This window comes from Marinobacter denitrificans, assembly GCF_008795955.1.
GTDB lineage: Bacteria > Pseudomonadota > Gammaproteobacteria > Pseudomonadales > Oleiphilaceae > Marinobacter > Marinobacter denitrificans.
In genome coordinates this window covers 98,618-123,844 of the sequence record NZ_VMHN01000009.1, presented here as the reverse complement: position 1 = coordinate 123,844, position 25,227 = coordinate 98,618, and the positions used below count along the sequence as shown (strand labels likewise).

Here is a 25,227-nt window from a genome sequence, read left to right as displayed (position 1 = left end):
TTGCCAAACTGATACTGCGGAGCCGTGAGATGGCAGCTCAACTGTCCTTTAAAGAACTGAAAAAGAGTGTAGAAGACGACACGATTGATACGGTCGTGGCAGCAATCCCGGATATGCAGGGGCGTCTCATGGGCAAGCGCTTCCAGGCCCAGTACTTTATCGACACCGCCTGGGAGGAGAGTCACTGCTGCAAGTACCTGGTGGCCACCGACCTGGAGATGACAACGGTGGAGAACTACGCCTCGACCAGTTGGGCGGCCGGTTACGGCGACTATGTGATGAAGCCGGATTTGACCACGCTGCGACGTTTGCCGTGGCTCGAGGGAACCGCCTTCATCTTGTGTGACCTGATTGACCACGTCACGCACGAGCCCGTTCCACACTCGCCACGGGCAGTCCTGAAAAAGCAGCTGGAACGGCTGTCGGCGATGGGGCTGAAGATGACCACGGCCACTGAACTGGAGTTTTTCATCTTCCGGGAAACCTTTGAGGAAATGCAAAAGCGTCAATACCACCAAATGACGCCCATCAGCCCCTATAATGAGGATTATCACATCTTCCAGACGACCCGTGAGGAAGATGTTATGCGCCCGATTCGCAACGGGCTCTACCAGGCAGGCATTACGGTCGAAAGCAGCAAAGGTGAGGCCGACGCCGGGCAGGCCGAACTCAACATCCATTACTCCGACCCGCTCACCATGGCAGACACCCACGTTCTGGTGAAAAATGCCGTCAAGGAAATCGCGTGGCAGCATGGGCGCAGTGTGAGCTTCATGGCCAAGTGGAACCACAATGCCGCCGGGTCATCCAGCCATATCCATCAGGCCCTCTCGGACAGCACGGGCAAATCGGTTTTCTACGACCCGAATGGCGCCCATGGCATGTCCAGAACCATGGAGCATGCGCTGGCCGGGCTGCTGGAATACGCCAACGACACCACCTTCTTCCTCGCGCCATACGTTAACTCGTACAAGCGGTTTGCCGCCGGCACCTTTGCGCCGACCAGTACCGTCTGGTCCATCGACAATCGCACTGCAGGCTATCGGGTTGTTGCACCGAACACGGATGCCGTGCGGGTGGAGTGCCGCATCGGCGGCTCGGACCTCAATCCGTATCTGGCGCTGGCGTCGCAGATTGCCGCCACCATCGCCGGCATCGAAGGCAAGCTCGAGCTGGAGCCGGAGTTCTCCGGCAATGCCTATGGCGCCGAGTCCGCGCGCAGTATTCCAGCCACATTGAGGGCAGCCACGGAGTCGTTACGCGGCTCGACCATGCTGCGGGAAGCCATGGGCAGCGAGGTTATTGATCACTATGTGCGCTGTGCGGAGTGGGAGCAGGAAGACTTTGATCGTGTGGTCACCGATTACGAAGTCAAACGTGGATTTGAGCAGGCGTAGGACACAGCTATGAGCACAACCATTCAATGCATATCACCCATCGACGGTTCCGTGTACGTGGAGCGCCCGACGCTTTCCCTGGAAGCCGCGCTGGAGGCCGTCGACAGGGCAAAAAGCGCCCAGTCCGAATGGGCCGCCCTGCCGCTTTCGGATCGGATTCAACGGGTCCGCAACGGCATCGCCCGTTTGGGCGACATGAACGACGACATCGTTGAAAAGCTGGCCTGGCAGATGGGACGGCCCGTGCGCTACGGCGGCGAGTTCGGCGGTGTGGACGAGCGTGCCGGCATGATGGCCGATCTTGCGGAAGAAGGGCTGGCCCCCATCGAGATTGAAAACAGCGCCTCCTTTCATCGCTACATCCGGCGTGAACCACATGGTGTCGTGCTGGTTGTTGCGCCCTGGAACTATCCCTACATGACCGCCGTCAATACGGTTGTCCCAGCGCTGATTGCCGGCAACGCGGTGTTTCTCAAACACGCCTCACAAACACCCCTGGTCGGTGAGCACATGGCTGAGGCGTTCCACGCCGCTGGCATCCCGGCAGAGGTATTCCAGAATGTGTTCCTGTCCCACGAGACCACGTCCGCGCTGATCACGGAAAAAGCCTTCGGTTTTGTGAATTTTACCGGTTCGGTCAATGGTGGACGGGCCATTGAGCGAGCCGCTGCCGGCACCTTTACCGGCGTCGGGTTGGAACTTGGCGGTAAGGACCCCGGTTATGTGATGGACGATGCGGATCTGGATGCCGCCGTGGAGACACTGATCGACGGCGCCATGTTTAATGCCGGCCAGTGTTGCTGCGGCATTGAGCGCATCTACGTTGCCGAAAGCCTATTTGAAGCGTTCGTTGAGAAAGCCGTTGCCATCGTCAGCGCCTACCGGCTTGGCAATCCGCTGGACAAGGCCACAACGCTCGGCCCGATGGCGCATGTTCGTTTTGCGGACCATGTCCGTGAGCAGACGGCGGAAGCCATTGCCAGCGGCGCCCGGGCCCTGATCGATCCCGGGCTCTTCCCTGACCAGGGCGGCGCCTATTTGATGCCACAGATCCTTATTGATGTGGACCATTCCATGCGGGTCATGAGGGAGGAATCCTTTGGCCCGGTGGTCGGCATCATGAAAGTTAGAGATGACGCCGAAGCGGTTGCATTGATGAACGACAGCGAATTCGGCCTGACCGCGTCCCTGTGGACCAGAGACATTGAACGGGCCACCCGGGTGGCCGATCAGATTGAAACCGGTACGGTGTTCATGAACCGTTGTGATTACCTGGACCCGGCGCTTTGCTGGACCGGCTGCAAGAACACCGGTCGCGGTGGGGGGCTTTCGATCATCGGCTACCACAACCTGACGCGTCCCAAATCGTACTACCTGAAAAAACCGGCGATCTGAAACCGGATCAACAGACCACCCGATTCTCTGACAAGGGGCTGACAATGACACTCTCCGCAAACTGGTCCTATCCCACGGATATTCGTTTTGGTGCCGGTCGCATTGCCGAACTCGGCGAATGCTGCAGGGAGGCAGGCATAGCCCGGCCGTTGCTGGTAACCGACCGAGGGTTGGCAAACCTTCCCATCACCCGGAACACCCTCGATCTAGTGGAGCAGGCTGGTCTTGGGCGAGCCATGTTTTCAGAGGTTGATCCCAACCCCACGGAAATCAACATGGAAGCGGGCCGGAAGGTCTACCTTGATGGCAACCACGACGGTGTGATCGCGTTCGGCGGAGGCTCCGGGCTGGACCTCGGAAAACTGCTTGCCTTCATGGCCGGTCAGACCCGGCCGGTGTGGGATTTCGAGGATATCGGTGACTGGTGGAAACGCGCGGATGCCAAGGTGATTGCGCCCATCATCGCAGTGCCGACGACCGCGGGCACGGGGTCGGAAGTCGGACGAGCCAGCGTCATCGTCAATAGCCAGACCCACGTCAAAAAGATCATCTTTCATCCACGAATACTGTCGTCGATTGTTATCTCAGACCCGGAACTGACCGTTGGTATGCCGCCGTTCATTACCGCGGGAACGGGCATGGATGCCTTTATCCACTGTTTTGAAGCCTTCTGTTCACCCAACTTCCATCCCATGAGCCAGGGCATTGCGCTGGAGGGCATGCGGCTGGTGAAGGAAAACCTTCCCCGGGTGTACGCGGATGCCGCTGATATCGAGGCGCGCGGGCAGATGCTGGTCGCTGCCGCCATGGGAGCAGTGGCTTTCCAGAAAGGCCTGGGGGCCACTCACGCGGTCTCCCACTCAGTAGGTGCAATCTATAACACCCACCATGGCATGACCAACGCCGTGGTACTGCCGTCGGTCATCACCATGAACCGGCCGGCGATCGAAAACCGGGTCGACGATATTTCTCGCTACCTGGGCATTGCCAACGGTTTTGACGGGTTCACCGGGTTCATCATGACGTTGCGGGAATCGCTTGGGGTGCCCGAGCGCTTGAGGGATATGGGGGTGGGAACGGATCGCATTGAGGAAATGACCCGAATGGCCCTTGAAGACCCCAGTGCCGGTGGCAACCCGGTGAGGATGACAGCGGAAAACACGCGAGCTTTGTTTGAAGCCTGCATCTGATTGATCTATTGTCGAATCGGGCTAGAACTCACGCCAAAAGGAATCCAAATGGCAATCACCCAGGACACCCACAGCAAACTCATCGGCTACCTGCTCTGGATCTTCGGATTCCTGGGCTCTCACCGGTTCTACTACGGCAAGCCGATTACCGGCACCATCTGGTTCTTTACGCTGGGGCTGCTGTTCATCGGCTGGATCATCGACCTGTTCCTGATACCGACCATGGATCGGGAAGCCGACATACGGTTTGAAGCCGGTGAGGTGAGTTACAACATCAGTTGGATTCTGCTGACGTTCCTGGGCGTTTTTGGTCTCCACCGTATGTACATGGGCAAGTGGATCACCGGGATTATCTACCTGCTAACCGGCGGCCTGTTCCTGGTCGGGGTGCTGTATGATTTCTGGACGCTGAATGGCCAGATCTCCGAACGCAACCGCGAAATGAGGTTCGGTTAAACCTCAAAGTCCGGCAGCGCTTTCCAGTTCGGCCAGGCCTTCTTCCAGATAATCCAGCATCCGTTGCAGGCTGGGCAGGGTTCGGCGGCAGCCGATCAGGCCGAATTCTACCTGGTCGCAGTAGCTCGTCAGGGTCATGTTCAGAGCGATGCGGTCCATGGCAATAGACACCGGATACATCCCCTCTAGCCTAGCGCCATTCCAGTAGCTGGGTTCCTTTGGCCCGGGTATGTTGGAAATCACCACGTTGAAGGTCTGCCACTTTGGCGCCAGACCGGTCAGCAGGTTGAAGCCTGCTGGTGCCAGCAACAATGCGGTGTAGTTCAGGATTTCCTCTGAAGACATGTTGGCGTAGCGCTCTTTGGAGGCTTTCACGTCTTCATGGATATAGCGCAACCGCTCAGCTGCGTCGTTCAGATGGGTGCCCAGCGACGCCAGGATAATGCCCACCTGGTTGCCTTCGGAACTGTCGTCCTTGCGTAGCGAAACCGGAACCATCGCCACCAGGGGCTTCTCAGGCAACGCATCCTGGTTCATCAGGTAAGTGCGCAGCGCCGTGGCGCACATGGCCATGACCACATCATTGACCGTGGTTTCGTAAGCTTTGCACACCGTCTTGATGCGCTTCAGACAATAGGATTGAGCCGCAAAGCGACGCGAGCCGGTAATTTTTCCATTCAGGACGCATTGCGGGGCGTGGAAAATGGAGTCGTAGGCCGGGTCCTTTCGCGCCCGGTTGACGGTGCTCAGCAATGCTTTGGTCACGGCCGGTACTGTACCGAGCTGTTTGCCGGATTCACCGAGCAAATGGGCTACGTTGTGCCACATCGACGGGCCGCTGTCGTCGGCGTTATTGCGGCTGCGAAGGGGCAGAGCCCAGATTGGGGGCATGTTCCGCTGATCCGGGTCCTGGGACAGCATGCGCTGGAACAGCCGCATGGCAGAAACGCCGTCTACCAGGGAGTGGTGTACCTTGATGTATACAGCGAATTGCCGGTCTTTCAGCCCTTCAATGAGGTGAAACTCCCACATCGGCCGCTCACGATCCATCAGGTGGCTGTGTTCGGCGGAGACAAACGCCAGCAATTCCCGGATACGACCCGGGGTGGGCAGGGCTTCAAACCGGAAATGGTGCTCCAGGTCCAGATGCTCGTCTTCCACCCAGAATGGCTGGCCGAACCGGTTGTTCAGGCGCCGGTCGAACGGGGGAGTCACCGTGTACTGTTCCCGCAACTGGTCCGCCAGGCGGGCGACGTAGTCATCCGGTGCGCCGTCGGGGAAGGAGAAGAGCTGCAGGCCGCCAACGTGCATGGGTTGCTGGCGTTTTTCCAGCCACAGAAACACCTGGTCTATCGGGCTCAGTGGTTTCACAGTGCGAATCTCGAATGGTTCTGGTTGTTGTGGGGCACATAGTGTTGCAGCATTTAAGGGGCGGGGGAAGTAGCGGTTGCTGGCCAAAAAGGCCTGAAAGTCAGATTCCGGCAGGTCTGTCCTGCATTTCAGGGCGTAGGTTCAGGACAACTTCGGAAGACAGAGTTCATCGCTACAGCGGCGCTGGAACAAAGGGGACATATAGTGGAACCAATCGTCAGGCAACTGGGCATTTTAGCCGGGTTGTGGTGTTTTGCGCTTTCGCAGGTCCAGGCTCAGGGTCGGCCCGGGGTTGAACTGGAGCGGGTTGAAACGTCCGACATCATCAGTGAAGTCAGCCTGAACGGTACCGTTAACGCTCTGCGCACCTCTCGCCTGTCCACAGCGGTGGCGGGACTTGTCGAAGGGGTAGAGGTTGAAACGGGTGACAGGGTTGCCCGTGGCGATTTGCTGATTGGTCTGGACGACGAGCAGGCCGGGTTCGAGCTGGAAAGCGCCCGGGCGGAAGCGTCAGAAGCCCGGGTGCGGCTGGAAGAGGCAAAACGGCGGCTGGGTGAGGCCCGCTCGGTGGGCGCAGGGCGAAACATCGCTGCCACAGAAGTCAGTGCCCGAGAGAGCGAAGTGGCCGCTACGGAAGCCGCTCATGTGCGCCTCCGTGCCGAAGAGAAACGGCGCCAGGTGGTGCTGGATCGCCACCGCATTGAAGCGCCATTTGATGGTGTCGTGACAACTCGTACCAGTGATCTCGGAGAATGGGTGACGCCCGGTGATGAACTGCTGACCCTGGTGGACATCACCAATCTCAGGCTGGATTTCCGCGTACCCCAGGATTATTACCAGCGCATCACTGACGACTCCAAGCTGCTGGTGCAGGCCAGAGATTCGGGGCGGGAACCGGTACCGGTCACGATCGAAGCCCTGGTACCGGTCAGCGATCCCAGTGCCAGGACATTCCTGCTACGGGCCACCGGGCCGGAGAAGCTTGGCGTTCTGCCCGGCATGGCTGTTCAGGCAACACTGCGGGTTGCCATGGGCGACCAGGGGCTTACCGTGTCCCGCGACGCCATCAACCGCTATCCCGACGGCCGTGTGACCGTCTGGATCGCTGAGCCTGCCGATGAAGACCTCTACGAAGTGCGGGAAAAACGAGTGGAGCTGGGCTCCGGTTTTGACAACCGCCTGGAGATACTCAGTGGTCTCGAAGGCAACGAACAGGTGGTGATCCGCGGAAATGAATCCCTGCAGGACGGCGCCAGGGTAAGGCTGGCCGAGCGGGGCTCCCGCTGATGTTTGCCGGAGTCATTCGCCACGGCACCCTGGTTACCGTCATCACGCTGATCGTTGCCGTTATCGGTGCCGCTGCGGCGCTGCGTATTCCGGTGCAGATGATTCCGGACCTGGAAACCCGCACCATCACCGTGGAGACCCGGTGGCCGGGCGCGACCCCCCAGGACATCGAGAAGGAAATCCTTATCGAGCAGGAACGGTATCTGCGCAATGTGCCGAACCTGAGTAAAATGGCCTCCACCGCCTCGAGCGGTTCTGCCGAAATCGAGCTGGAGTTTCCTTTCGGCGTGGACATCACCGAGACCCTGATTCAGGTCAACAACGCCTTGAGCCAGGTCTCCAACTACCCCACGAACGTAGACGAGCCGCGTATTGTGGCGGCCTCGTTCTCCTCCAATGCCTTCATGTACTTCCGGGTTTCAACCTTGCCGGACAACCCGCGGGAGCTGGACATCGACCTGATGCGGGACTTTGTGGAGGACCGGGTCCGCCCCCGCATGGAGAGCGTACGCGGCGTCTCGGAAGTCTCCGTAGGCGGCGGTGCCGACCGCCAGATGCAGATCACCGTTGATGAGGCGAAGCTGGCACAGCGCGGCCTGAGCCTGCTGGACCTGAGGGACGCCATCACCAGTCGCAACCAGGACGTGTCCGGGGGCGAAGTGGATGCCGGCAAGCGCCGATACCTGCTGCGCACGGTCGGACGATTCCGTGACATTGAGGAACTGCGTAACCTTGTGGTCTCCCGCACCGGCGACAGTGTCGTCAGGCTGTCCGACATCGCGACCGTGCGCCAGGATCACTCCCGTATCCGCGAACTGTCCTACATCAACGGCCAGAGGGTTCTGGGCCTGCAGGTGCGGCGGGAAAGTGGCTCCAACGTCATAGATATCAAGCGAGCGATGCTGGAGGAAGTCGCCACCATCAACGACGAAGTGCTGGAGCCAGAGGGCATGGAACTGGCCCTGACCGCTGACGACGCCCGCTACGTGGAAGCCTCGGTGGCCAATGTGTGGACCAATCTGGGGATTGGTGCGGTGTTTGCCACCCTGGTCATGTTCCTGTTCCTGCGCTCTTCCCGGGCTACCTTTGTGGGTGTGGTGGGGATTCCCCTGTGTGCCATCGCGGCCTTCCTGGGGCTGATGATCACCGGTCGTACCATCAACGTGATTTCCCTGGCAGGCGTTGCCTTTGCTATCGGCATGACGGTGGACAACAGTATCGTGGTGCTGGAGAACATCGAGCGCCACCGGCGCCTGGGGCTGGACAAGTTCGAGTCGGCGTTGAAGGGGGTGCAGGAGGTATGGCCGGCGGTGCTGGCCTCCACCATGACCACCATCCTGGTGTTCCTGCCGATACTGTTTATCGAGGAAGAAGCCGGTCAGCTCTACTCCGATGTGGCCATTGCCATCTCTGCGGCCATCTTCGCCTCCATGCTGGTGGCGGTGACCGTCATCCCCATGCTGAGCGCACGGCTGGATTTCGGCATCCGCGAAACCGATACCGACCAGTTCGGCAATACCGTATCCGGTGGCTGGGCCGGTGCCATCGTCGGTGCCGTGCGACGTATGGTGAGCGGGCCGGTGCGGCGGGGCGTGGTGATACTGGGCACCATCGCACTGAGTTTCTGGATCATCCTGTTCCTTACCCCACCGGCGGAATACCTGCCGGAAGGCGAAGAGCCGAAAACCTTCGCCTCCATGAACGCCCCGCCGGGCTACAACCTCGCCGAGATGGAAAGCATCGCCAAACAGGTGGAAGCCCACTTCCTGCCCCATGTGCAGGCAGACCCGGAGGCCTATGAAAGTGGCTTCACCCCGATACCGCCCCTGGCCTATCTGAATATGCAGGTGAGCCCCACCAATGTGCGGATCATCGCGGAAACGGTGAATGCCCGGCATATTGAAGCGCTGATGGAGCAGATTACCGGGTTCTACGAGCAGTTCCCGGGCATGCGGGCTTTTGCGGCCAAGGGCTCCATCATCTCCAGCAACGACGGCGGCACCCGCAGCATCAACCTGGATATCTCCGGACCGGATCTGGTCTCTATCTACGAAGTGGCCAACACCGCATACGGCCGCGCCCGGGAGATTTTTGACAACCCCCGCATCCAGACCCAACCCCGAACCCTGTCACTGGCCCAGCCGTTGATCCAGGTACGGCCGGACTGGGACCGGGCTGCTGAGCTGGGCCTTGGCACCGAGGCCATCGGTTTCACCGTAGCCTCTCTGACGGAAGGATCCTATGTCGACGACTTCTTCCTGGATGACGACAAGATCGATATTTACATCTACGGCAGCGAGGGCAGGAACCCGAGCCTGGACCAGCTGCCTGACGTGATGGTGCACACCCCCCAGGGTGCGACCCTGCCGTTGTCGAGCCTGGCGACCATCGAGGAAACCGTGGACACCAGCACAGTCCGGCGGCTGGATGGCCGTCGCACCGTTACCCTCAATGTGATCCCGCCAGACGATGTGCCGCTGGAAGCCGGCGTTGAGCGTGTTCGGACGGAACTGCTGGAGGCGATGCGTGATAGTGGCGAGCTGCCCACCGGCGTGTCCATAGACATCTCCGGCGCCAGCGACCAGCTAAACGCCACCCGCGATGCCCTGAGTGGTAATTTCATCATTGCGGTGGTGATCGTGTACCTGTTGCTGGTGGCCATCTTCGCCCACTGGGGCTTTCCACTGCTGATCCTGACGGCCATCCCCCTGGGCATTGCTGGCGGCATCGTTGGCCTGGCGTTGATGAACCTAGTGGGTGGCCTGCTGCCAAAAATCGGCCTGCTGCCCCTGAGCCAGCCTTTCGACATGATCACCATGCTGGGCTTTCTGATCCTGATGGGCACGGTGGTCAACAACCCGATCCTGGTGGTGGAACAGGCAAGGCAGAATCTGCGGCTGAAGGATGTGTCGGTGGTGGACGCGGTCACCGGTGCCGTGGAAACCCGCCTGCGACCCATCGCCATGACCACCCTGACCACCATCTGCGGCCTGTCCCCGCTGGTCTTCCTGCCGGGCGAAGGCACCGAGCTTTACCGCGGTGTGGGTGCCATCGTTCTGTTTGGGCTGGCTGGGGCGGCTACGGTGACTGTTACCTTTTTGCCGGCGCTTACGGTGTTTGTCCTCGGGTGGCGTGCCAAGCGGCCCGTTCGGTAAAGGGGAGTCGCCGCTTCGGGGGGTGGGGTTATTTTTTCTTTGGGAAAAAGAACTCGCTTCGCTCAGACACCTTTTTCCTGGCAGAAAAAATAACCCCACCCCCCAATCGGCTTTTCGGGCATTTTGCCGGGCCGCTTTCAGGGGTCGGTGATGACCGGTTACGCCGCTGCTGATTCTTTGTTCGCTGCCGGGACTTCTACCCGGACGTTGTTGCCGTCCAGGAGGACCGGGTAGGTTTTAACGGCGACCTCCTCATCTTCCAGGCATTGACCGCTCTGCAGGTTGAAGTGCTGCTTGTACAGCGGTGAAGCAACCACCGGTTGCCCTTTCAGGTCGCCGGTAATACCCCGTGCCAGCACGTTCTTACCGGTAAATGGATCGGTATGGCTAATGGCAAACAAAGCCGGCAACCGATGCGGCAAATAAAACACTGCCACCGGCCCGTCCTCGGTCCACACCGCCACACCGGATTCCGGCACCAGATCATCAACGGTACAAACAACGTCCCACGAAGTGCGTGCTTTCATAACGTTCTCCAATTTCAATACGGTTAATTCAAAACTTGGGCTCGAGCCCGGACTAGTCTGTAACCAGCGATAACTGGTGCCCAGATGAGCGTGGGGGTGCGAAATTTTTTCCGCCAGGAAAAGATGTCTGAGCGAAGCGAGTTCTTTTCCCAAGGAAAAATATTTCGCACCCCCGCGCTCCGCCCCAAGCCAACAGTCTTAAGCAGGCTCCCCCTCAAGCAGAGGCCTACGCTGATCCCGTTCGGTGGTCCACTCCTGAACCGGATCCTTCTTCTCAGGAGCATTAACAAACTCCCGGAAGCGCTTCCGCTTCTCAGGATCCTCAACCGCAGTCTTCCACTCGCACTGATAGGTGCCCACCAGATCAGCCATGTGCTGCTCCAGTTCCTCGCAGATACCCAGGCTATCCTCCAGCACCACCTGCTTCAGATAGTCCAGACCACCTTCCAGGTTCTCCATCCACACACTGGTGCGCTGCAGGCGGTCCGCCGTGCGCACATAGAACATCACCACCCGGTCAATGGTGCGGATCAGCTCCTCGTCGGACAGGTCGGTGGCGAACAGGTCGCCATGGCGCGGGCGCATGCCGCCGTTACCGCAGACGTACAGGTTCCAGCCGTTTTCCGTGGCAATCACGCCGAAGTCCTTGCTCTGGGCTTCCGCGCATTCACGGGTGCAGCCGGAAACCGCCATTTTCACCTTGTGGGGCGCGCGCAGGCCCTTGTAGCGGTTCTCCAGGGTGATCGCCATGCCCACGCTGTCCTGCACGCCGTAGCGGCACCAGGTGTTGCCAACACAGGATTTCACCGTGCGCAGGGACTTGCCGTAGGCGTGGCCGGTTTCGAAGCCGGCGGCGATGAGCTTTTCCCAGATCTCCGGCAACTGGCTCAGGGTGGCACCGAACAGGTCCACCCTCTGGCCGCCGGTGATCTTGGTATAGAGATCGTACTCCTTGGCCACTTCCCCCAGCACAATCAGCTTGTCCGGGGTAATCTCACCACCCGGAATGCGCGGCACAATAGAGTAGGTGCCGTTCTTCTGCATGTTGGCCATGAAGGTGTCGTTGGTGTCCTGCAGCGGCACATGGTCGGTAGCCAGGATGTGCTCGTTCCAGCAGGTGGCGAGTATTGACGCCACCGCTGGCTTGCAGATGTCGCAGCCGTGGCCCTTGCCGTGGTCACGGATCAGCGTGCGGAAAGTGCGGATGCCGTTCACCTTGACGATGTTGAACAGGTCCTGGCGGCTGTACGGAAAGTGTTCGCAGATGTCCTTGCTGACTTCTACGCCGCGTTTTTCCAGTTCACTATCCACCACATTCTTCAGCAGGGCCGCACAGCCTCCGCAACCAGTGCTGGCCTTGGTTTCCGCCTTGACTGAACCCAGGTCGCTGCAGCCGGCGTCAATAACGCCGCAGATGTCGCCCTTGGACACGTTGTGGCAGGAGCAGATGGAGGCGGTTTCCGGCAGGGCATCCGGGCCGAGAGTCGGGGCGCCGCCCTGGCTTTCCGGCAGGATCAGGGTTTCCGGCTGCTGTGGCAGCTCGATGCCGTTGAGGGCGTACTGCAGCAGGGTGTCGTAATGGCTGTTGTCGCCCACCAGGATGGCACCCAGCAATTTCTTGCCATCTTCGCTGATCACCATGCGGCGGTAATGGCCGGCCTGTTCGTCGTTGAAGCGGATGTTGCGGGCGCCGGGTGTCGTGGCATGGGCATCGCCGATGGAGCCCACATCCACACCCAGCAGCTTGAGCTTGGTGCTCATGTCGGCGCCGCTAAAGGCCGCTTCCCGGTCGCCGTTCAGTACCGATGCCAGGGTGCGGGCCATGGTATAGCCGGGCGCCACCAGGCCAAAGATCTTCTCGCTCCACAGGGCGCACTCGCCGATGGCGTGAATGTGCGGGTCAGAGGTGGTGCACTGATCGTTGATGACAATACCACCGCGCTCACCCATGGCCAGCTCGCTGGAACGGGCCAGGGCGTCCTGGGGGCGGATGCCGGCGGAGAACACGATCAGGTCGGTTTCCAGGTGGGTGTCGTCGCTGAAGTTCATCCGCAAGCGGGCGTCCTCGCCCTCAACAATCTCTGTGGTCGCTTTCTCGGTGTGAACCTGCACACCCAGCTCCTCAATTTTGCGCTTGAGCAGGGCGCCGCCGTCGGCGTCCAGCTGCACCGGCATCAGGCGCGGTGCGAATTCCACCACATGGGCTTCCAGGCCCAGGCTCTTGAGGGCATTAGCCGCTTCCAGTCCCAGCAGGCCGCCGCCCACCACAACGCCAGTTTTGGCACCTTCTGAACTGGCGCGGATGCTGTCCAGGTCTTCCAGGGTGCGGTACACCAGACAATGGGGGTGCTCGTTGCCCTTGATGGGCGGCACGAACGGATAGGAACCCGTAGCCAGCACCAGTTCGTCATAGGCGTAGTCGCCCATGGGCGTGGTGATGGTCTGTTTGGCACGGTCGATAGCCGTGACCTGCTCACCCAGGCGCAGGTCGATGTTGTTTTCCCCGTACCAGTCGGCGGTACCCATGGCCAGGTCGGCGTGGGTGGAACCGCCGAAATATTCGGACAGATGAACCCGGTCATACGCCAGCAGCTTCTCTTCGCCAAATACCTTGATGTCGAAGTCCGCTGCAGCGGGCGTTGCCACCAGTTGCTCCAGGAAATGGTGGCCGACCATGCCGTTGCCAATCACGATCAGGGTTTTTTTGCTCATGGTAATTCCTCTCTCTGTTCCCGGCCGCCTTACGCGGCTTCGCAGTAGTGCTTGCCAAAGGCCAGATGGGCCCGGTAAGGGCTGATGTCATCGGCCTGTTGAATGCGTTCGCTGTACCAGGTGCCGTCGCTGGTCTCACCGAACAGCACGGCGCCGGTCAGGCGCTGGTCGCGGACCAGAAGCCGGCAGTAGCGATTGGTTTCGTAGTCCTGCCAGACCACGGACTCGGTATCTGCATCCGCTTCGGTCTGGCCGCAGGAAAAAATGGGAATGCCGCTGATTTTCAGGCGTGTGGGGGTTATGGCTGGCTCAAAAGCAGCCCGGCAAGTGGGATCGGCTAAAACCTGTGCCAGTACATCCGCCTGTTGATAACCCGGCTCCACCAGCCCGAAGGTGTGGCTGCCGACCTGGCAGCATTCGCCCAACGCATGTATGTGGGGATCACTGGTCTGCAGTTGCACGTTCACTTGGATGGCCCTGTCACAGCCGAGGCCGGCCTCCCGGGCCAATTCCGTGTTCGGGGTAATACCGGCGGCAATCACCACCAGGTCGGTACTGATCAGGGTTTCGTCATCCAGTTGCACTGCACGTACCAGATTGCGGCCAAGCAGTGCTACCGGAGAGGTATTGGTGCGAACGGACAGTCCGCGGTCAGTCAGGGCACCCTCCAACAGCGCGCCACTGGCGCGGTCGAGCTGCCGGTTCAACAGGTGGTTGCTGCGGTGCAGAACCGTGACTGCCATTCCACGGCTACGAAGCCCCTCGGCGGCCTCCAGGCCCAGAAATCCACCGCCGATGACCACAGCCCGGCGGTGGCGCTGGCTGATGTTGATGAGCCTGCGGGTATCCTGCAGGTCCCGGAAACCCATCACGCCTTCCAGGTGCTCGCCCTCCAGGCCCAGGCTGGCCGAGCGGGAACCGGTTGCCAGAACCAGGCGGGAATAGGGCTGGATCACCCCGCTCTCGGTGCTGACGGTTTTCTCCGCGCGGTTAATGGCAACAACCGGATCGCCCTGGTGCACTTCGATGTTGTGCTTCCGGTACCAGTCGGGTTGCTGCAGTTGCAGGCTGTCCTCGCTGGCGACGCCCGCCAGCACGGCCGACAGCTGGATGCGGTTGTAGGCCGGCGTTGCTTCGCCGTTGAACACCACAATCCGCCCGAAAGGGTTTTGCGGTTGCTCAACCAGCTGTTCGAGTAGACGTTGGGCCACCATGCCGTGCCCGCAGATAACGAGAGTCTGGTCTGTCCCTTTGCTCATGGTGGTTATCCCCTTTTCTGCCCGAACAAAAAAAGCCGGAGCATCTGATCCCCGAAGGGACTCGATGGTCCGGCGCCAATGCCAACAACAATGATCTGATGGTCCGGCCGATCCATGGCCGGGACGTTCTTCCCTATATTTGTAATAGCGAAGGCCGTGCCAACATAGTTATTCTTTTGTTTACAGCAGGTTATCGGAATACGCTTTAAACTTGGCCTGAAATCCGTGCGCTTTGACGGGGCGGGATGCACCGGATGAGTGCTTTAATCGGTTTAACAGCCGGCCATGCCCGAATGCTCTCAGGCGATACGGCGAACAGGGCTTTCCGGTTGGCTGCTTTCCACGCCCGGCGTTTCTTCAGTGTGAATCGGGGCAGGCTCCTCGGTGTTTTGCTCGCCCTGTTCTTCCTGGCCTTTGCCGGGGAAACGCTGTTTTTCGTAAAGGAAGGACAGCACGGCCTGGCGGTAGTGCACATACTCCGGGTTGTCTGCGAGTGTTACCCGGTTGCGTGGTCGTGGCAGTTTGATATGCAGCTCCTCACCTATGGTGGCGGCCGGGCCGTTGGTCATCATCACAATCCGATCCGACAGCAGTACTGCCTCGTCCACATCGTGGGTGATCATGATGACCGTGCTGTTCAGGTCCTGCTGGATTTCCATCAATGAATCTTGAAGATGAGCCCGGGTCAGCGCATCCAGCGCCCCAAAGGGCTCGTCCATCAAAAGCACGCTGGGTTTCATGGCCAGTGCTCGGGCAATACCAACGCGCTGCGCCATACCGCCGGAAATTTCACCGGGGCGCTTGTGCAGGGCATGGTCCATATTGACCAGTTTGAGGTTGTGCAGGATCCATTCCTTGCGTTCCGCTTTGTTCATGGATTTGCGGAACACCTGCTGTACGGCCAGTTCCACGTTTTCATACACGGTCAGCCAGGGCATCAGCGAATGGTTCTGGAACACAACGGCGCGCTCAGGCCCCGGGGTGTTTACTTCATGCCCATCCAGTACACAGCCACCACGGGTGGCCTGTAACAGGCCGGCGACGATATTGAGTACGGTGGACTTACCACAACCCGAATGGCCGATAAGGGAGACGAACTCTCCCTTGCGAATCTTCAGATCGACGTTTTCCAGAGCAACGAAAGGCCCGTGGGGCGTATCAAAAGCCATCTGTACATTGGTCAATTCAAGGTGTGACTTACTCATAGCAATCTCCTCAAAACTTGCGGAGCCCGGGGTGACGATGGCCTCCCGGGACCGTCAAAAACATGGATGTTTTTGTCGAGCGTACATGGACGTATTCACCGCGTGTCCTGGGAGGCCATCGTCATCCCGGGCGGCATGCTCCAAGGTCAGAAGCTATTCGTTCCAGGCAACCTTCTTCTGAATTAGCAGCATGATTCGGTCCAGTAAGAAGCCGATAAAACCGATGGCCAATACTGCCACCATGATTCGACTCAAGGACTGACTGCTCCCGTTCTGGAATTCATCCCAGACGAACTTTCCGAGGCCGGGGCTCTGGGCCAGCATTTCGGCGGCAATCAGCACCATCCAGGCGATGCCCAGGGATACTCTCAGGCCGGTAAAGATCATAGGAACGGATGACGGCAGCACGACTTTGCGAACGTGGGTCCAGAACGACAGTTGCAGGACTTTGGAAACGTTCAGCAGGTCCGGGTTGACGGCCGCGACCCCCACACTGGTGTTGATCAGCGTGGGCCAGAGGCTGCACAAGGTCACGGTGATCATCGACGTCAGGAACGACTTGGCAAACATCGGATCGTCACTGACGTAGGTGGCCGAAACCACCATGGTCACCAGGGGTAGCCAGGCCAGTGGCGATACCGGTTTGAAGATCTGGATCAAGGGATTGACCGCCGCCGAAAAATGGCGGTTCAGGCCTATGATAATGCCCAGCGGCACCGCAATGATGGTGGCCAGTACAAATCCTGCCAGCACGGTGCCAAGGCTGGTGAATATCTGGTCAATAAACGTGGGCGCTCCGGGGTAATCACGGATTTTCACTTCGGCGTTCGGGTTCTCGGTCAGGATTCGCTCATTGCGCTCTTCCTGCATGGTCACGAACTGAGCGGCACGGTCCCGCTGGTTGCTGTGTTCCTGCCAGAGCTGGCCGGTCTGCTCAAGCACTTGGGCCGGGCCCGGGAAGGCGCCCAGGGAGGTCTGTACCTGGGGCGCAGCCAGGTGCCAGAAGCCCAGGAACAGGGCAATGCCAATGGCGGGGAGCAGTAGCTGGCGTCCGGTTTCGGCCAGGCTGCGCCCGGCCAGTTTTTCAGTCAGTGCACGGAGCCATCGTTGGCCTTGTGATAACGAGTCGGTCTGGCTGAGCGTTGTCATGTGATGTCTCCTGACACTCAATGCTTACGGGGTTTGCGAGCCTTTCAGGCCAATCTTGAAACTGTCGATGTAGGCGTTCGGTTCCCGGGGAGTGAAAGCCACGCCGTCGATGAGCTTGCCCTGGTGAGGGCGGGTGAAGTTTTCTGCGTCCAGGTCCGGGAAGTCCTCTGCACTGAGCGTGCCATCGTCGATGAGCGAGCGGGCGGCTTCCTTGTAGATATCGGCACGGTAGACTCTGGCTGCCGTTTCCATGTACCAGTCGTCGGACTTTGCCTCCGGGATCTGGCCCCAGCGGCGCATCTGGCTCAGGTACCAGATCGCGTCCGATGGATACGGATAGGTGGCGTAATAGCGGAAGAAGACGTTGAAGTCCGGCACTTCCCGTACATCGCCCTTCTCGTATTCGAAGGTGCCGGTCATGGAGTTGGCGATCACCTCTTCGTCCGCACCCACGTAGCTGGAACGGGCCAGGATCTTTACCGCTGCCTCCCGATTGGCATTGTTGTTCTCGTCCAGCCAGTGGGCGGCGCGAATCAGAGCCCGTAGCAGTCGAAGATGGGTGTTGGGATTCTGTTCGGCCCAGGCTTCAGTAACGCCAAAGACTTTTTCCGGGTTATTGGGCCAGATTTCGTAATCGGTGATCACCGGCACACCGATGCCTTTGAACACTGCTTGCTGGTTCCAGGGCTCACCCACGCAGTAGCCCTGGATGGTGCCGGCCTCCATGGTGGCCGGCATTTGCGGTGGGGGCGTGACAGACAAGTGCACGTCGGCGTCGATGGTGCCGCTGGTGTCTCCCCGTTGTGGAGCGTAGAGACCGGGGTTCAGGCCCCCAGCCGCCAGCCAGTAGCGCAACTCATAGTTGTGGGTGGATACCGGGAACACCATGCCCATGCGGAAGCGCTCGCCTTCGTCACGGTACTGTTCGATGACGGGTTTCAGGGCAGCGGCGCTTATGGGGTGGGCAGGATTGCCGTCCCCGTTTTTATCGATGTGTGGGGTCATCTGCTCCCAGACATCATTGGATACGGTAATGCCGTTGCCGTTCAGGTCCATACTGAACGCGGTGATGATATCCGCCTGGGTGCCGTAGCCGATGGTGGCGCCAAGGGGCTGGCCGGCCAGCATATGGGCGCCGTCAAGGGTGCCGGTGACCACTCCGTCCAGCAGAACTTTCCAGTTGGCCTGGGCTTCGAGCTCCACGAACAGACCTTCATCCATAAAAAAACCCTGTTCCCAGGCAATAGCCAGGGGAGCCATATCGGTCAGCTTGATGAATCCAAGCCGCAGGTCCGGCTTTTCCGGCGGGCCAATCTCGGCCTGCGCTGAACCGGTTCCTGCCAGTATCAGTAAGGTGGCTACCAGTGTTTTCAGTTGCATGGTGTTCTCCCGGTTGCTTATTTCAGGCAAAAAAAAGCCTGCCCCCCGTTGCCGGGGCGCAGGCGTCAATGCCTGATATTCTTCAAGTGTTCACTACTGCCGAATTCACGTGCAGTAAATGCAAGATCGTATGTAGTCTGTTAAGCAGACGGCGTGCCAGTTCTTCAAGACTCTGAAAGTAAAGAGTTATTTTATAAATCCGGTTTCAGTTTCCCGATTCCGGCCCGGTTCTGGAGGCCGTTTTAGTGCGTGGCGCCTCATTGTTGGGCGGGCCGGGGCGGTCATGGTGTTCTGCCATCCAGTCGTGGAGGTGTTCGCCAAGAAGTCTGTCGCTGGCAACGTCAACGGGGCCATAACGACCGGAGAGAGTAAACGGATGCTGGTGGCGCCCTTCCATTTTGCTGTCGATTACCGGTGTGTCGATGCCCATGGACGCGGCCGCATCCCGGAACAGGTCGGGCCGCACCACCTGGCGCAACATTGCTCCACTGACGGGGCCGAGTTGCCCTCGGAGTGTCAGCCGCGAGGCAAGCCAGTGGGCCTGGGACAACCAGGGGAAATTGGCGGAGTGACGGAAGAAGTGTTGTTCCAGTCGCGGGTGGAAAAGGCTGTAGGGGTGGTTGTCCAGTGCATTAATCTGCGCTCCGAGGTATTCAGGTTTCGACAGAATCTCCCTCAGCAGAAGGTGGTTATGGGAATTGTCCAGCCACCGACAGGCCGCGAGCAAGGCGCGCAGCAGGTGCCGGTACATCACGCTGTGCTGTGCCATCCAGTCCGCCCGCATTCCCAGGACTTTTTCCGGGGCGTTTTGCCATATCTGATGGCCGGAATGGAGGATGTGCCCGAGCTTCTCGTACTCCAGCAGGCTGTTCCAGGGTTCGCCAACGCAACAGCCCTCAATGGCGTTCGAACGGAAAGCGTCCACCATCTGAATCGGCGATACCGGGATAATCTGGATGTGGTTGTCCATAGCCGCGCCGGCAGAAGCCAGCCAGTCACGAAGCTGGAGGTCGTGGCTTGACCAGGGAGCGACGGAAGCCAGCTGTATTGGCTTACCCCTCTGTTTTGCCAGACTGATCAGGGCCCCTGCCGTGGCGATGGGGTTGTCCAGATCTGTGGCCGACCGGAGCAGCTCACCAAAGAGCCGATTGCCAAGTGTGATGCCATTGCCGTTTCGGCTCAGCACCATGCCCACCACGACGGGGACCTTTGGCCGGTCAATGGCCAGGGACATGCTCAGGGGCATGGGGGCCAGCATGTGGCCACCGTCGATAAGCCCGAACGTGACCTTGTCCCGCAGGGAAGCCCAGGAACCTTCCCTCACCAGTTCTACATCAAGCCCCTCTGCATCAAAAAGCCCCAGTTCACGGGCGACGATCAGTGGTGCGCTGTCCAGAAGTGGCACAAAGCCCAGCCGAATATGGAAACCGGGATGTCTGTGGAGTGGTGTGGGTTGAACCATTGTTTCTCCGTCTGACGGGGCAGTTATGAGGCTTTGCGGACTGGCCCGCCCGATCCCTGGTTGCGGCTTTCGATTAGGGTAATAACGCGGTCAGCCATGACCGCCAGGCGTTCGCTGTGCTCCATGGCGGAACTGCGGAGCATGCGATAGGCGGTTTCCTCGTCACAGTCCTCATGACGCATGATCAGCCCCTTGGCTTTCTCGATGGTCTTACGGTCTTCCAGCGCGGAGCGGGTTTCTTCTAACTCTGTGCGCAGCGCCTGAAAGGATTCGAACTGCGCCACCGCCGAGTCAATAATAGAGCGAACCCGTTCTGGCTGTATACCATCCACTACGTAGGCGCTGACCCCAGCCTTTACGGCGGCGTGAATGGTGGCGCGGTCGCCGGGCTCGTCGGCAAAAAAGACAATGGGCCTGGGGGCATGGGCATTGAGGGTACTCATGTTTTCCAGGGTATCCCGGTCCGGTGAGTCCATATCAATGATCACCATGTCCGGCTGGTCGCGGGCCACGGCTGCAGTCAGGCCGGTGGCATCCGGGCGCTGGCGAATCACTTCATGACCCTCGTGCCGTAATGTTGCACATACCTGGCTTGCCCGTTCGGGGTCCTTGTCGATCAAAAGGATACGAAGGGGGTCTGGCGAATTCATGATGATTTCCTCAACTGAACAGTCGTTGACTGCGAATGGTTGATCATTCGGCGAAGTGGTCTTCACCTTCTCCAGACTTGGAAGCAATAAATCTGCCAGCCCCCTCCAAGGCCTCTGTAGCGGGGGTGTAAGCCGATGTAGTTACGATTTTCCGGTCGTTTCCGAGTAGCACGTTGCGCAGTCGTTGGGCATTTTCGGCGGTTTTGCACTGTTTTGAGTCTGAATTGCGTCATTGATTGCTTGCCGATACAGGCGGAATCACTGACGGCGACAGGTTCTCCCAATGGTGGCCCTGGATTTGCACATAAGCAGAAGCAGCGCGTGAAGACGCCGGGCGGATTTAGTCCCGGTGAATAATTCTGGCAAAGAAGCCCGCGATGCCCGATCTGTTCAATACCAGGTCGGGCATCGCGGGTTTTTTTGTGATTGTGATTCTCAGGAGATGTCAGTGGATTCGCACGATACCGGTAAACCACCTGTCCACACTACATGCCCCTATTGCGGGGTCGGGTGTGGTGTTATGGCGAACTCCGACACCCGCATGCCGGTAGCCGGAGATGCCAGTCATCCCGCTAACTATGGGCGATTGTGTGTAAAGGGTGCCAGCTTGCACGAGACTACCGGCCAGGAAGGACGACTACTATACCCGGTGGTCAGAGGGCGGAGGTCTGCCTGGAACAACGCGCTTGATGAAGTGGCGGGAGCCATCCGCGATAGCGTGGAAGCATATGGGCCTCAGTCCGTGGCCTTTTATCTGTCGGGGCAGTTGCTGACAGAAGACTATTACGTAGCCAACAAGCTGGCCAAGGGCTTTCTTCGTACGGCCAATGTGGACACCAACTCCCGCCTTTGCATGTCGTCTGCGGTGGCAGCTCACAAACGGGCTTTTGGTGCTGATGTGGTGCCCGGTTGTTATGAAGACCTGGAGCTTGCAGACCTGCTGGTGCTGGCCGGCAGCAACGCCGCCTGGGCCCATCCAGTGCTGTACCAGCGCATGAAAGCCGCAGCCAGGAAGGGGCGCAGGGTGGTGGTGATTGACCCCCGTCGCACCGCAACCAGCGAACTGGCCGATCTGCATCTGGCCCTTCGTCCCGGCACTGATACGGTACTGTTCAATGGTCTGCTGAACTGGCTGGCCGCCGAGGGTGGTATGGATCAGGCCTATATTGATGCCCACTGCCAGGGTTATGAACAAGCCCTGGCGAGCGCCCGCGATGCTGCACCAGATGTGGCAGCAGTGGCCAGGCAGTGTGACCTGCCGCCGGAAGATGTGGAAACTTTTTACCGCTGGTTTGCGTCGACGCCGCGCACGGTGACCGGCTTTTCCCAGGGGGTGAACCAGTCCGTCGCCGGTACCGACAAGGGCAATGCCATCATCAACTGTCATCTGGCCACCGGTCGAATTGGCAAGCCCGGGGCCGGGCCTTTTTCCCTGACCGGCCAGCCCAATGCCATGGGTGGTCGGGAAGTGGGCGGCCTGGCCAACACCCTCGCCGCCCACATGGATTACGACAGTCCTGGGGCACGGTCGCGGGTGGCCGCGTTCTGGGGCACCAGCGGAGTGGCAGACGGGCCTGGCCTGAAAGCGGTGGATATGTTTGAAGCGGTGCATCGGGGGGATATCCGGGTGATCTGGATCATGGGTACCAACCCGGCGGTCAGTCTGCCGGATTCGGCACGGGTTCGGGAAGCCCTGGCGCGTTGTCCGACGGTGATCGTCTCCGATTGTGTGGCTCATACCGATACCACGGCACATGCGGACATTCTCTTGCCTGCCGCGGGCTGGGGTGAAAAAGACGGCACGGTCACCAACTCGGAAAGGCGGATCTCCCGTCAACGGTGTTTTCTGCCCCTGCCGGCGGAGGTGAAACCGGACTGGTGGATAGTGAGCGCCGTGGCCGGAAAACTCGGCTTTGGGGACGCCTTTGATTACCGTCGGTCTGCAGACATATTTCGTGAGCACGCAGCCCTTTCGGCTCATGAAAACCATGGTGAGCGTATTTTCAATCTCGCCCGACTGGCAAACCTGACGGATGTTGACTACGACACCCTGGAACCGGTGCAGTGGCCTGTGCTGAAAAGCTCTGGTGCCATCTGCTCGAAGCGGCTGTTCACGGACGGCCGATTCGTGACTGACAATGGTCGGGCCCGCTTCATCGCCATTGAAACGATTCTGCCTGAGCAGCAACCTGGCGACGACTACCCCATGGTGGTCAATACCGGGCGTATCCGGGACCAGTGGCACACCATGACCCGAACTGCCAATGCGCCGCGATTGCTGGCCCACCGTTCCGAACCGTTTGTTGAAGTTCATCCCCACGACATGGCCAGGTTGAAGCTGCTGGAAGGGCATCTTGCCCGGCTGACGCTGAAAAGTGGCCAGTTTGTGGGGCGGGTACGACGCAGTGCTGAGCAGCGACCCGGGGAGGTCTTTATTCCCATTCACTGGAACCGTCAGTTTGCCTCCAATGGGGTGGCTACGGTACTGACCGAACAGGTAACGGATCCGGTTTCCGGCCAGCCAGAAGCAAAGCATGGCCGCGCCGCCATCACACCGTTCCCTGCCGGCTGGCACGGGCGGCTGCTGGTTCGAAGGGGCCGGCCGCGGCGCTGGCAAGCCGACTACTGGTGCCATGTTCCGCTTGATCACTGTGACAGCTGGTGGGTCGCCGGCCGGCAGCCGGTTCAGTGGCTGGACATGGTGACGGACTGGCTTGGAGGAGTCGCCCATGTGGTGATGGCTGACCCGGCGCAGGGGTGTTTCCGTGCCGCCCGTATCGTCAACGGCCAGTTGGAGGCGGTGCTGATGGTGGATAACGAGCCCGCCAGAATTCCCGATGCGGGCTGGCTGGATGGGTGTTTTTCCGAGTCGGCGCTGTCGGAATCCAGCCGTCGCGCGCTGCTGGCGGCCCGGGACGTCGAGGTTGAAGACCCGGGTGCGATTATCTGCAGTTGTTTTCAGGTGGGTGAGCGCCAGATCGGAGCCGCCATTGCAGGCGGTGCGGGGTCAGTAGCAGCCCTTGGGGAACAACTTCGTTGCGGGACCAACTGTGGCTCCTGTATTCCGGAACTCCGCCACCTGGTTGAAGTTTCAGTCAGCGAGAGCCTGTAGCAGCACTACCGGCACCCGGTACCGTAAGCCACGGCACGGGCCGGTACCCTCCACGGTGCAGGTTTTCCGGTTCACCCGGATAATCGTGCCTTGCAGTTGTCGCCTGCCGGCACCAAAGCCAACGGCGTCTCCCACCGTCCACTGTGCCATTAACTGGCGGGTATCCGGTGCTTGTATGGTCTCATGCGGTACAGGCGTGCCGGCATTCTCTGCCAGCTCCGCCAGATGTTCCCTGGCGGCAGCCGCACCACCGCTACTGTGGAGCTCATCCAGTATGCGATAGAAATGTCGGTTATGGACGGAGCCTCGATAGCGCTGGCCGGATACATGCTGGAGCAGGTGAGCGAATTCGTGGCAACAGGTGTGGGCCAGCAGGTTCAGTGTAGTAACCTCGCCACCAAAATACCTGCGTTGACGGATCTCCCGCCCGGAAAGCCAGCCAGCGACCGCATCAGGCTGATGCTTCGAGATGATCATGCGCTTGCCATAGGTGATCTGGTGCTGTTTCAGGCGTGGGTCAAAACGGTGATAGGTAGCCTGCCCGGAGCCGACCCGGCATAGCAGAGTGGTGGCCGGATACTGCTGGCAAACCCAGCTTTTTGCGGGGGACCAGAGAATTGCGCTGGTGGTATTGCACATCAGCTCGCCCAACCGGTGGGCTTCACAGGGATCAATAGTCATGGGCCAGACGCGTGCAGCAGGAGGGGAAAACGATCATTACCTGATAATACCGCGTCCCGGCCCTCCCGTAAAAACAACAACGGCCAGCAAATGCTGGCCGTTCTGACTGGTCGGACCGGAGGGCTTAACCTTCGATCGGGGAACGCCAGTCGTCCGCACCGGAAGTACCGGCAACTGCGTGCTCCCAGGTGACCTTGCGGTAGGACAGGGACGCGGTTACCAGCTGGGTGAAATCAGCACTGGCAGCATCCTGGCAGTGCGGCATGTCGCACTGGATGTCAATGATGGTGGCATCCTCCAGGATGGTAGAGAAAAAGTGCTCCTGCTTGCCCTCAACAGACGTGCGGTACCACTTCAGCTCAACTTTTGGCAGCATTTCACCGGAAGCCAGGGCGTTGTACATCAGCGGCGTAGCTTTGTTCAGGGCAGAAGTGAACTTGAACGGTTTGTGAACGCGCTGGCCGGAAGGCTGGCCGGACTGAGGATCAGTCGGAACGGTTACAACGTGGCTGAATTCCTGGACCAGTACTTCGTCTTCATGGCCTTCAACGTAGATGTTGCCTACGGAATCGGACGTGAATGCGCCGGCGGTGATGTTACCCTGAGTCTGGCCTTCGATGCTGATATAACAAGGAGTTGGCATAGTCTGCTCCATGACGAATGAATGAATAAGTGTCCTCGGGTTCTCCCTGGACGCCTACTCAGTAACAAAGGTCGTGCCACAAATATAAAATTGTTTAATAACAATGAGTAAGGGTGTTTCATGAATGCGCGGGGGGTAGTTCAGGCAACTTGTTGCTGGCTTCGGGGCGAGATTTCGCTGGCCGGGCAATAATTTG

Annotated in this window: 18 protein-coding genes; 7 read left to right on the top strand and 11 right to left on the bottom strand. The window is 59.6% G+C overall.

All coding sequences use genetic code 11. The features are described from left to right. The first annotated feature begins 29 nt into the window (after positions 1-29). The 4 genes from FO268_RS19095 to FO268_RS19080 are packed head-to-tail and all read left to right on the top strand — an operon-like array spanning position 30 to position 4,438. The gene (locus FO268_RS19095) at positions 30-1,397 is read left to right on the top strand and encodes a glutamine synthetase family protein (RefSeq protein ID WP_150994848.1); all 1,368 of its coding nucleotides are present in this window, start codon (positions 30-32) and stop codon (positions 1,395-1,397) included. 9 nt (positions 1,398-1,406) lie between these two features. After that, positions 1,407-2,792, top strand: coding sequence for an aldehyde dehydrogenase family protein (locus FO268_RS19090; protein ID WP_150994847.1), 1,386 nt, complete (start codon positions 1,407-1,409; stop codon positions 2,790-2,792). Between the two features lie 44 nt (positions 2,793-2,836). Next, on the top strand, positions 2,837-3,982 hold the full coding sequence (locus FO268_RS19085) for an iron-containing alcohol dehydrogenase (protein WP_150994846.1): 1,146 nt from the start codon (positions 2,837-2,839) through the stop codon (positions 3,980-3,982). 48 nt (positions 3,983-4,030) lie between these two features. After that, entirely contained in the window at positions 4,031-4,438 is a 408-nt protein-coding gene (locus FO268_RS19080; RefSeq protein WP_191966996.1) for an NINE protein, read from the top strand. 3 nt (positions 4,439-4,441) lie between these two features. Here the strand turns inward: FO268_RS19080 and FO268_RS19075 are convergent, their stop codons facing one another. Next, a complete protein-coding gene (locus tag FO268_RS19075; protein ID WP_150994845.1) occupies positions 4,442-5,809 on the bottom strand; it encodes a WS/DGAT/MGAT family O-acyltransferase in 1,368 nt (455 codons plus the stop codon). Between the two features lie 204 nt (positions 5,810-6,013). On the opposite strand from FO268_RS19075, the gene FO268_RS19070 reads away from it, so the two are divergent. Then, positions 6,014-7,096 carry an efflux RND transporter periplasmic adaptor subunit gene (locus FO268_RS19070; protein ID WP_225316869.1) on the top strand — a complete coding sequence of 361 codons (1,083 nt, stop codon included), beginning with the start codon at positions 6,014-6,016 and terminating at the stop codon, positions 7,094-7,096. After that, entirely contained in the window at positions 7,096-10,251 is a 3,156-nt protein-coding gene (locus FO268_RS19065) for an efflux RND transporter permease subunit (RefSeq protein ID WP_150994844.1), read from the top strand. Before FO268_RS19070 ends, FO268_RS19065 begins: the two co-directional genes overlap by 1 nt. 158 nt (positions 10,252-10,409) lie before the next feature. On the opposite strand, the gene nirD is transcribed toward FO268_RS19065, so the two are convergent. From nirD to FO268_RS19025, 8 genes are all read right to left on the bottom strand, one after another. Beyond that, the gene (nirD, locus tag FO268_RS19060; protein ID WP_150994843.1) at positions 10,410-10,778 is read right to left on the bottom strand and encodes a nitrite reductase small subunit NirD; all 369 of its coding nucleotides are present in this window, start codon (positions 10,776-10,778) and stop codon (positions 10,410-10,412) included. Positions 10,779-10,976: 198 nt separating this feature from the next. Continuing rightward, the gene (gene nirB, locus FO268_RS19055; RefSeq protein WP_150994842.1) at positions 10,977-13,490 is read right to left on the bottom strand and encodes a nitrite reductase large subunit NirB; all 2,514 of its coding nucleotides are present in this window, start codon (positions 13,488-13,490) and stop codon (positions 10,977-10,979) included. 29 nt (positions 13,491-13,519) lie between these two features. Then, the gene (locus tag FO268_RS19050) at positions 13,520-14,749 is read right to left on the bottom strand and encodes an NAD(P)/FAD-dependent oxidoreductase (RefSeq protein ID WP_150994841.1); all 1,230 of its coding nucleotides are present in this window, start codon (positions 14,747-14,749) and stop codon (positions 13,520-13,522) included. Between the two features lie 299 nt (positions 14,750-15,048). Continuing rightward, positions 15,049-15,918 (bottom strand): ABC transporter ATP-binding protein, encoded by an 870-nt coding sequence (locus FO268_RS19045; protein ID WP_227716563.1) that lies wholly within the window; start codon positions 15,916-15,918, stop codon positions 15,049-15,051. Between the two features lie 189 nt (positions 15,919-16,107). Beyond that, complete coding sequence (locus FO268_RS19040) at positions 16,108-17,103, bottom strand: ABC transporter permease (RefSeq protein ID WP_150994839.1); 996 nt, start codon at positions 17,101-17,103, stop codon at positions 16,108-16,110. A 24-nt stretch (positions 17,104-17,127) separates the two neighbouring features. Next, positions 17,128-18,483, bottom strand: a complete 1,356-nt coding sequence (locus tag FO268_RS19035) for a CmpA/NrtA family ABC transporter substrate-binding protein (protein ID WP_150994838.1) — start codon at positions 18,481-18,483, stop codon at positions 17,128-17,130. Between the two features lie 205 nt (positions 18,484-18,688). After that, positions 18,689-19,945, bottom strand: a complete 1,257-nt coding sequence (locus FO268_RS19030; protein WP_150994837.1) for a CmpA/NrtA family ABC transporter substrate-binding protein — start codon at positions 19,943-19,945, stop codon at positions 18,689-18,691. Positions 19,946-19,968: 23 nt separating this feature from the next. Further along, positions 19,969-20,595, bottom strand: a complete 627-nt coding sequence (locus FO268_RS19025) for an ANTAR domain-containing response regulator (protein ID WP_150994836.1) — start codon at positions 20,593-20,595, stop codon at positions 19,969-19,971. A 442-nt stretch (positions 20,596-21,037) separates the two neighbouring features. Here FO268_RS19025 and FO268_RS19020 point away from each other — a divergent pair, with 442 nt between their 5' ends. After that, positions 21,038-23,707, top strand: a complete 2,670-nt coding sequence (locus FO268_RS19020) for a nitrate reductase (protein ID WP_150994835.1) — start codon at positions 21,038-21,040, stop codon at positions 23,705-23,707. On the opposite strand, the gene FO268_RS19015 is transcribed toward FO268_RS19020, so the two are convergent. Together FO268_RS19015 and FO268_RS19010 are read right to left on the bottom strand one after the other, a co-directional pair. Next, on the bottom strand, positions 23,687-24,388 hold the full coding sequence (locus FO268_RS19015) for a hypothetical protein (protein WP_225316867.1): 702 nt from the start codon (positions 24,386-24,388) through the stop codon (positions 23,687-23,689). The genes FO268_RS19020 and FO268_RS19015 overlap by 21 nt on opposite strands. Before the next feature lie 124 nt (positions 24,389-24,512). Beyond that, positions 24,513-25,031, bottom strand: coding sequence for an Hcp family type VI secretion system effector (locus FO268_RS19010; protein WP_150994834.1), 519 nt, complete (start codon positions 25,029-25,031; stop codon positions 24,513-24,515). Positions 25,032-25,227 lie beyond the last annotated feature (196 nt).

Bases quoted from the DNA above. Each gene is read 5' to 3' on its own strand.
- FO268_RS19095 (WP_150994848.1), top strand. From the start codon at position 30: ATGGCAGCTCAACTGTCCTTTAAAGAACTGAAAAAGAGTGTAGAAGAC.
- FO268_RS19090 (WP_150994847.1), top strand. From the start codon at position 1,407: ATGAGCACAACCATTCAATGCATATCACCCATCGACGGTTCCGTGTAC.
- FO268_RS19085 (WP_150994846.1), top strand. From the start codon at position 2,837: ATGACACTCTCCGCAAACTGGTCCTATCCCACGGATATTCGTTTTGGT.
- FO268_RS19080 (WP_191966996.1), top strand. From the start codon at position 4,031: ATGGCAATCACCCAGGACACCCACAGCAAACTCATCGGCTACCTGCTC.
- FO268_RS19065 (WP_150994844.1), top strand. From the start codon at position 7,096: ATGTTTGCCGGAGTCATTCGCCACGGCACCCTGGTTACCGTCATCACG.
- nirD (WP_150994843.1), bottom strand. From the start codon at position 10,778: ATGAAAGCACGCACTTCGTGGGACGTTGTTTGTACCGTTGATGATCTG.
- nirB (WP_150994842.1), bottom strand. From the start codon at position 13,490: ATGAGCAAAAAAACCCTGATCGTGATTGGCAACGGCATGGTCGGCCAC.
- FO268_RS19050 (WP_150994841.1), bottom strand. From the start codon at position 14,749: ATGAGCAAAGGGACAGACCAGACTCTCGTTATCTGCGGGCACGGCATG.
- FO268_RS19045 (WP_227716563.1), bottom strand. From the start codon at position 15,918: ATGGCTTTTGATACGCCCCACGGGCCTTTCGTTGCTCTGGAAAACGTC.
- FO268_RS19040 (WP_150994839.1), bottom strand. From the start codon at position 17,103: ATGACAACGCTCAGCCAGACCGACTCGTTATCACAAGGCCAACGATGG.
- FO268_RS19035 (WP_150994838.1), bottom strand. From the start codon at position 18,483: ATGCAACTGAAAACACTGGTAGCCACCTTACTGATACTGGCAGGAACC.
- FO268_RS19030 (WP_150994837.1), bottom strand. From the start codon at position 19,945: ATGGTTCAACCCACACCACTCCACAGACATCCCGGTTTCCATATTCGG.
- FO268_RS19025 (WP_150994836.1), bottom strand. From the start codon at position 20,595: ATGAATTCGCCAGACCCCCTTCGTATCCTTTTGATCGACAAGGACCCC.
- FO268_RS19020 (WP_150994835.1), top strand. From the start codon at position 21,038: ATGTCAGTGGATTCGCACGATACCGGTAAACCACCTGTCCACACTACA.
- FO268_RS19015 (WP_225316867.1), bottom strand. From the start codon at position 24,388: ATGACTATTGATCCCTGTGAAGCCCACCGGTTGGGCGAGCTGATGTGC.
- FO268_RS19010 (WP_150994834.1), bottom strand. From the start codon at position 25,031: ATGCCAACTCCTTGTTATATCAGCATCGAAGGCCAGACTCAGGGTAAC.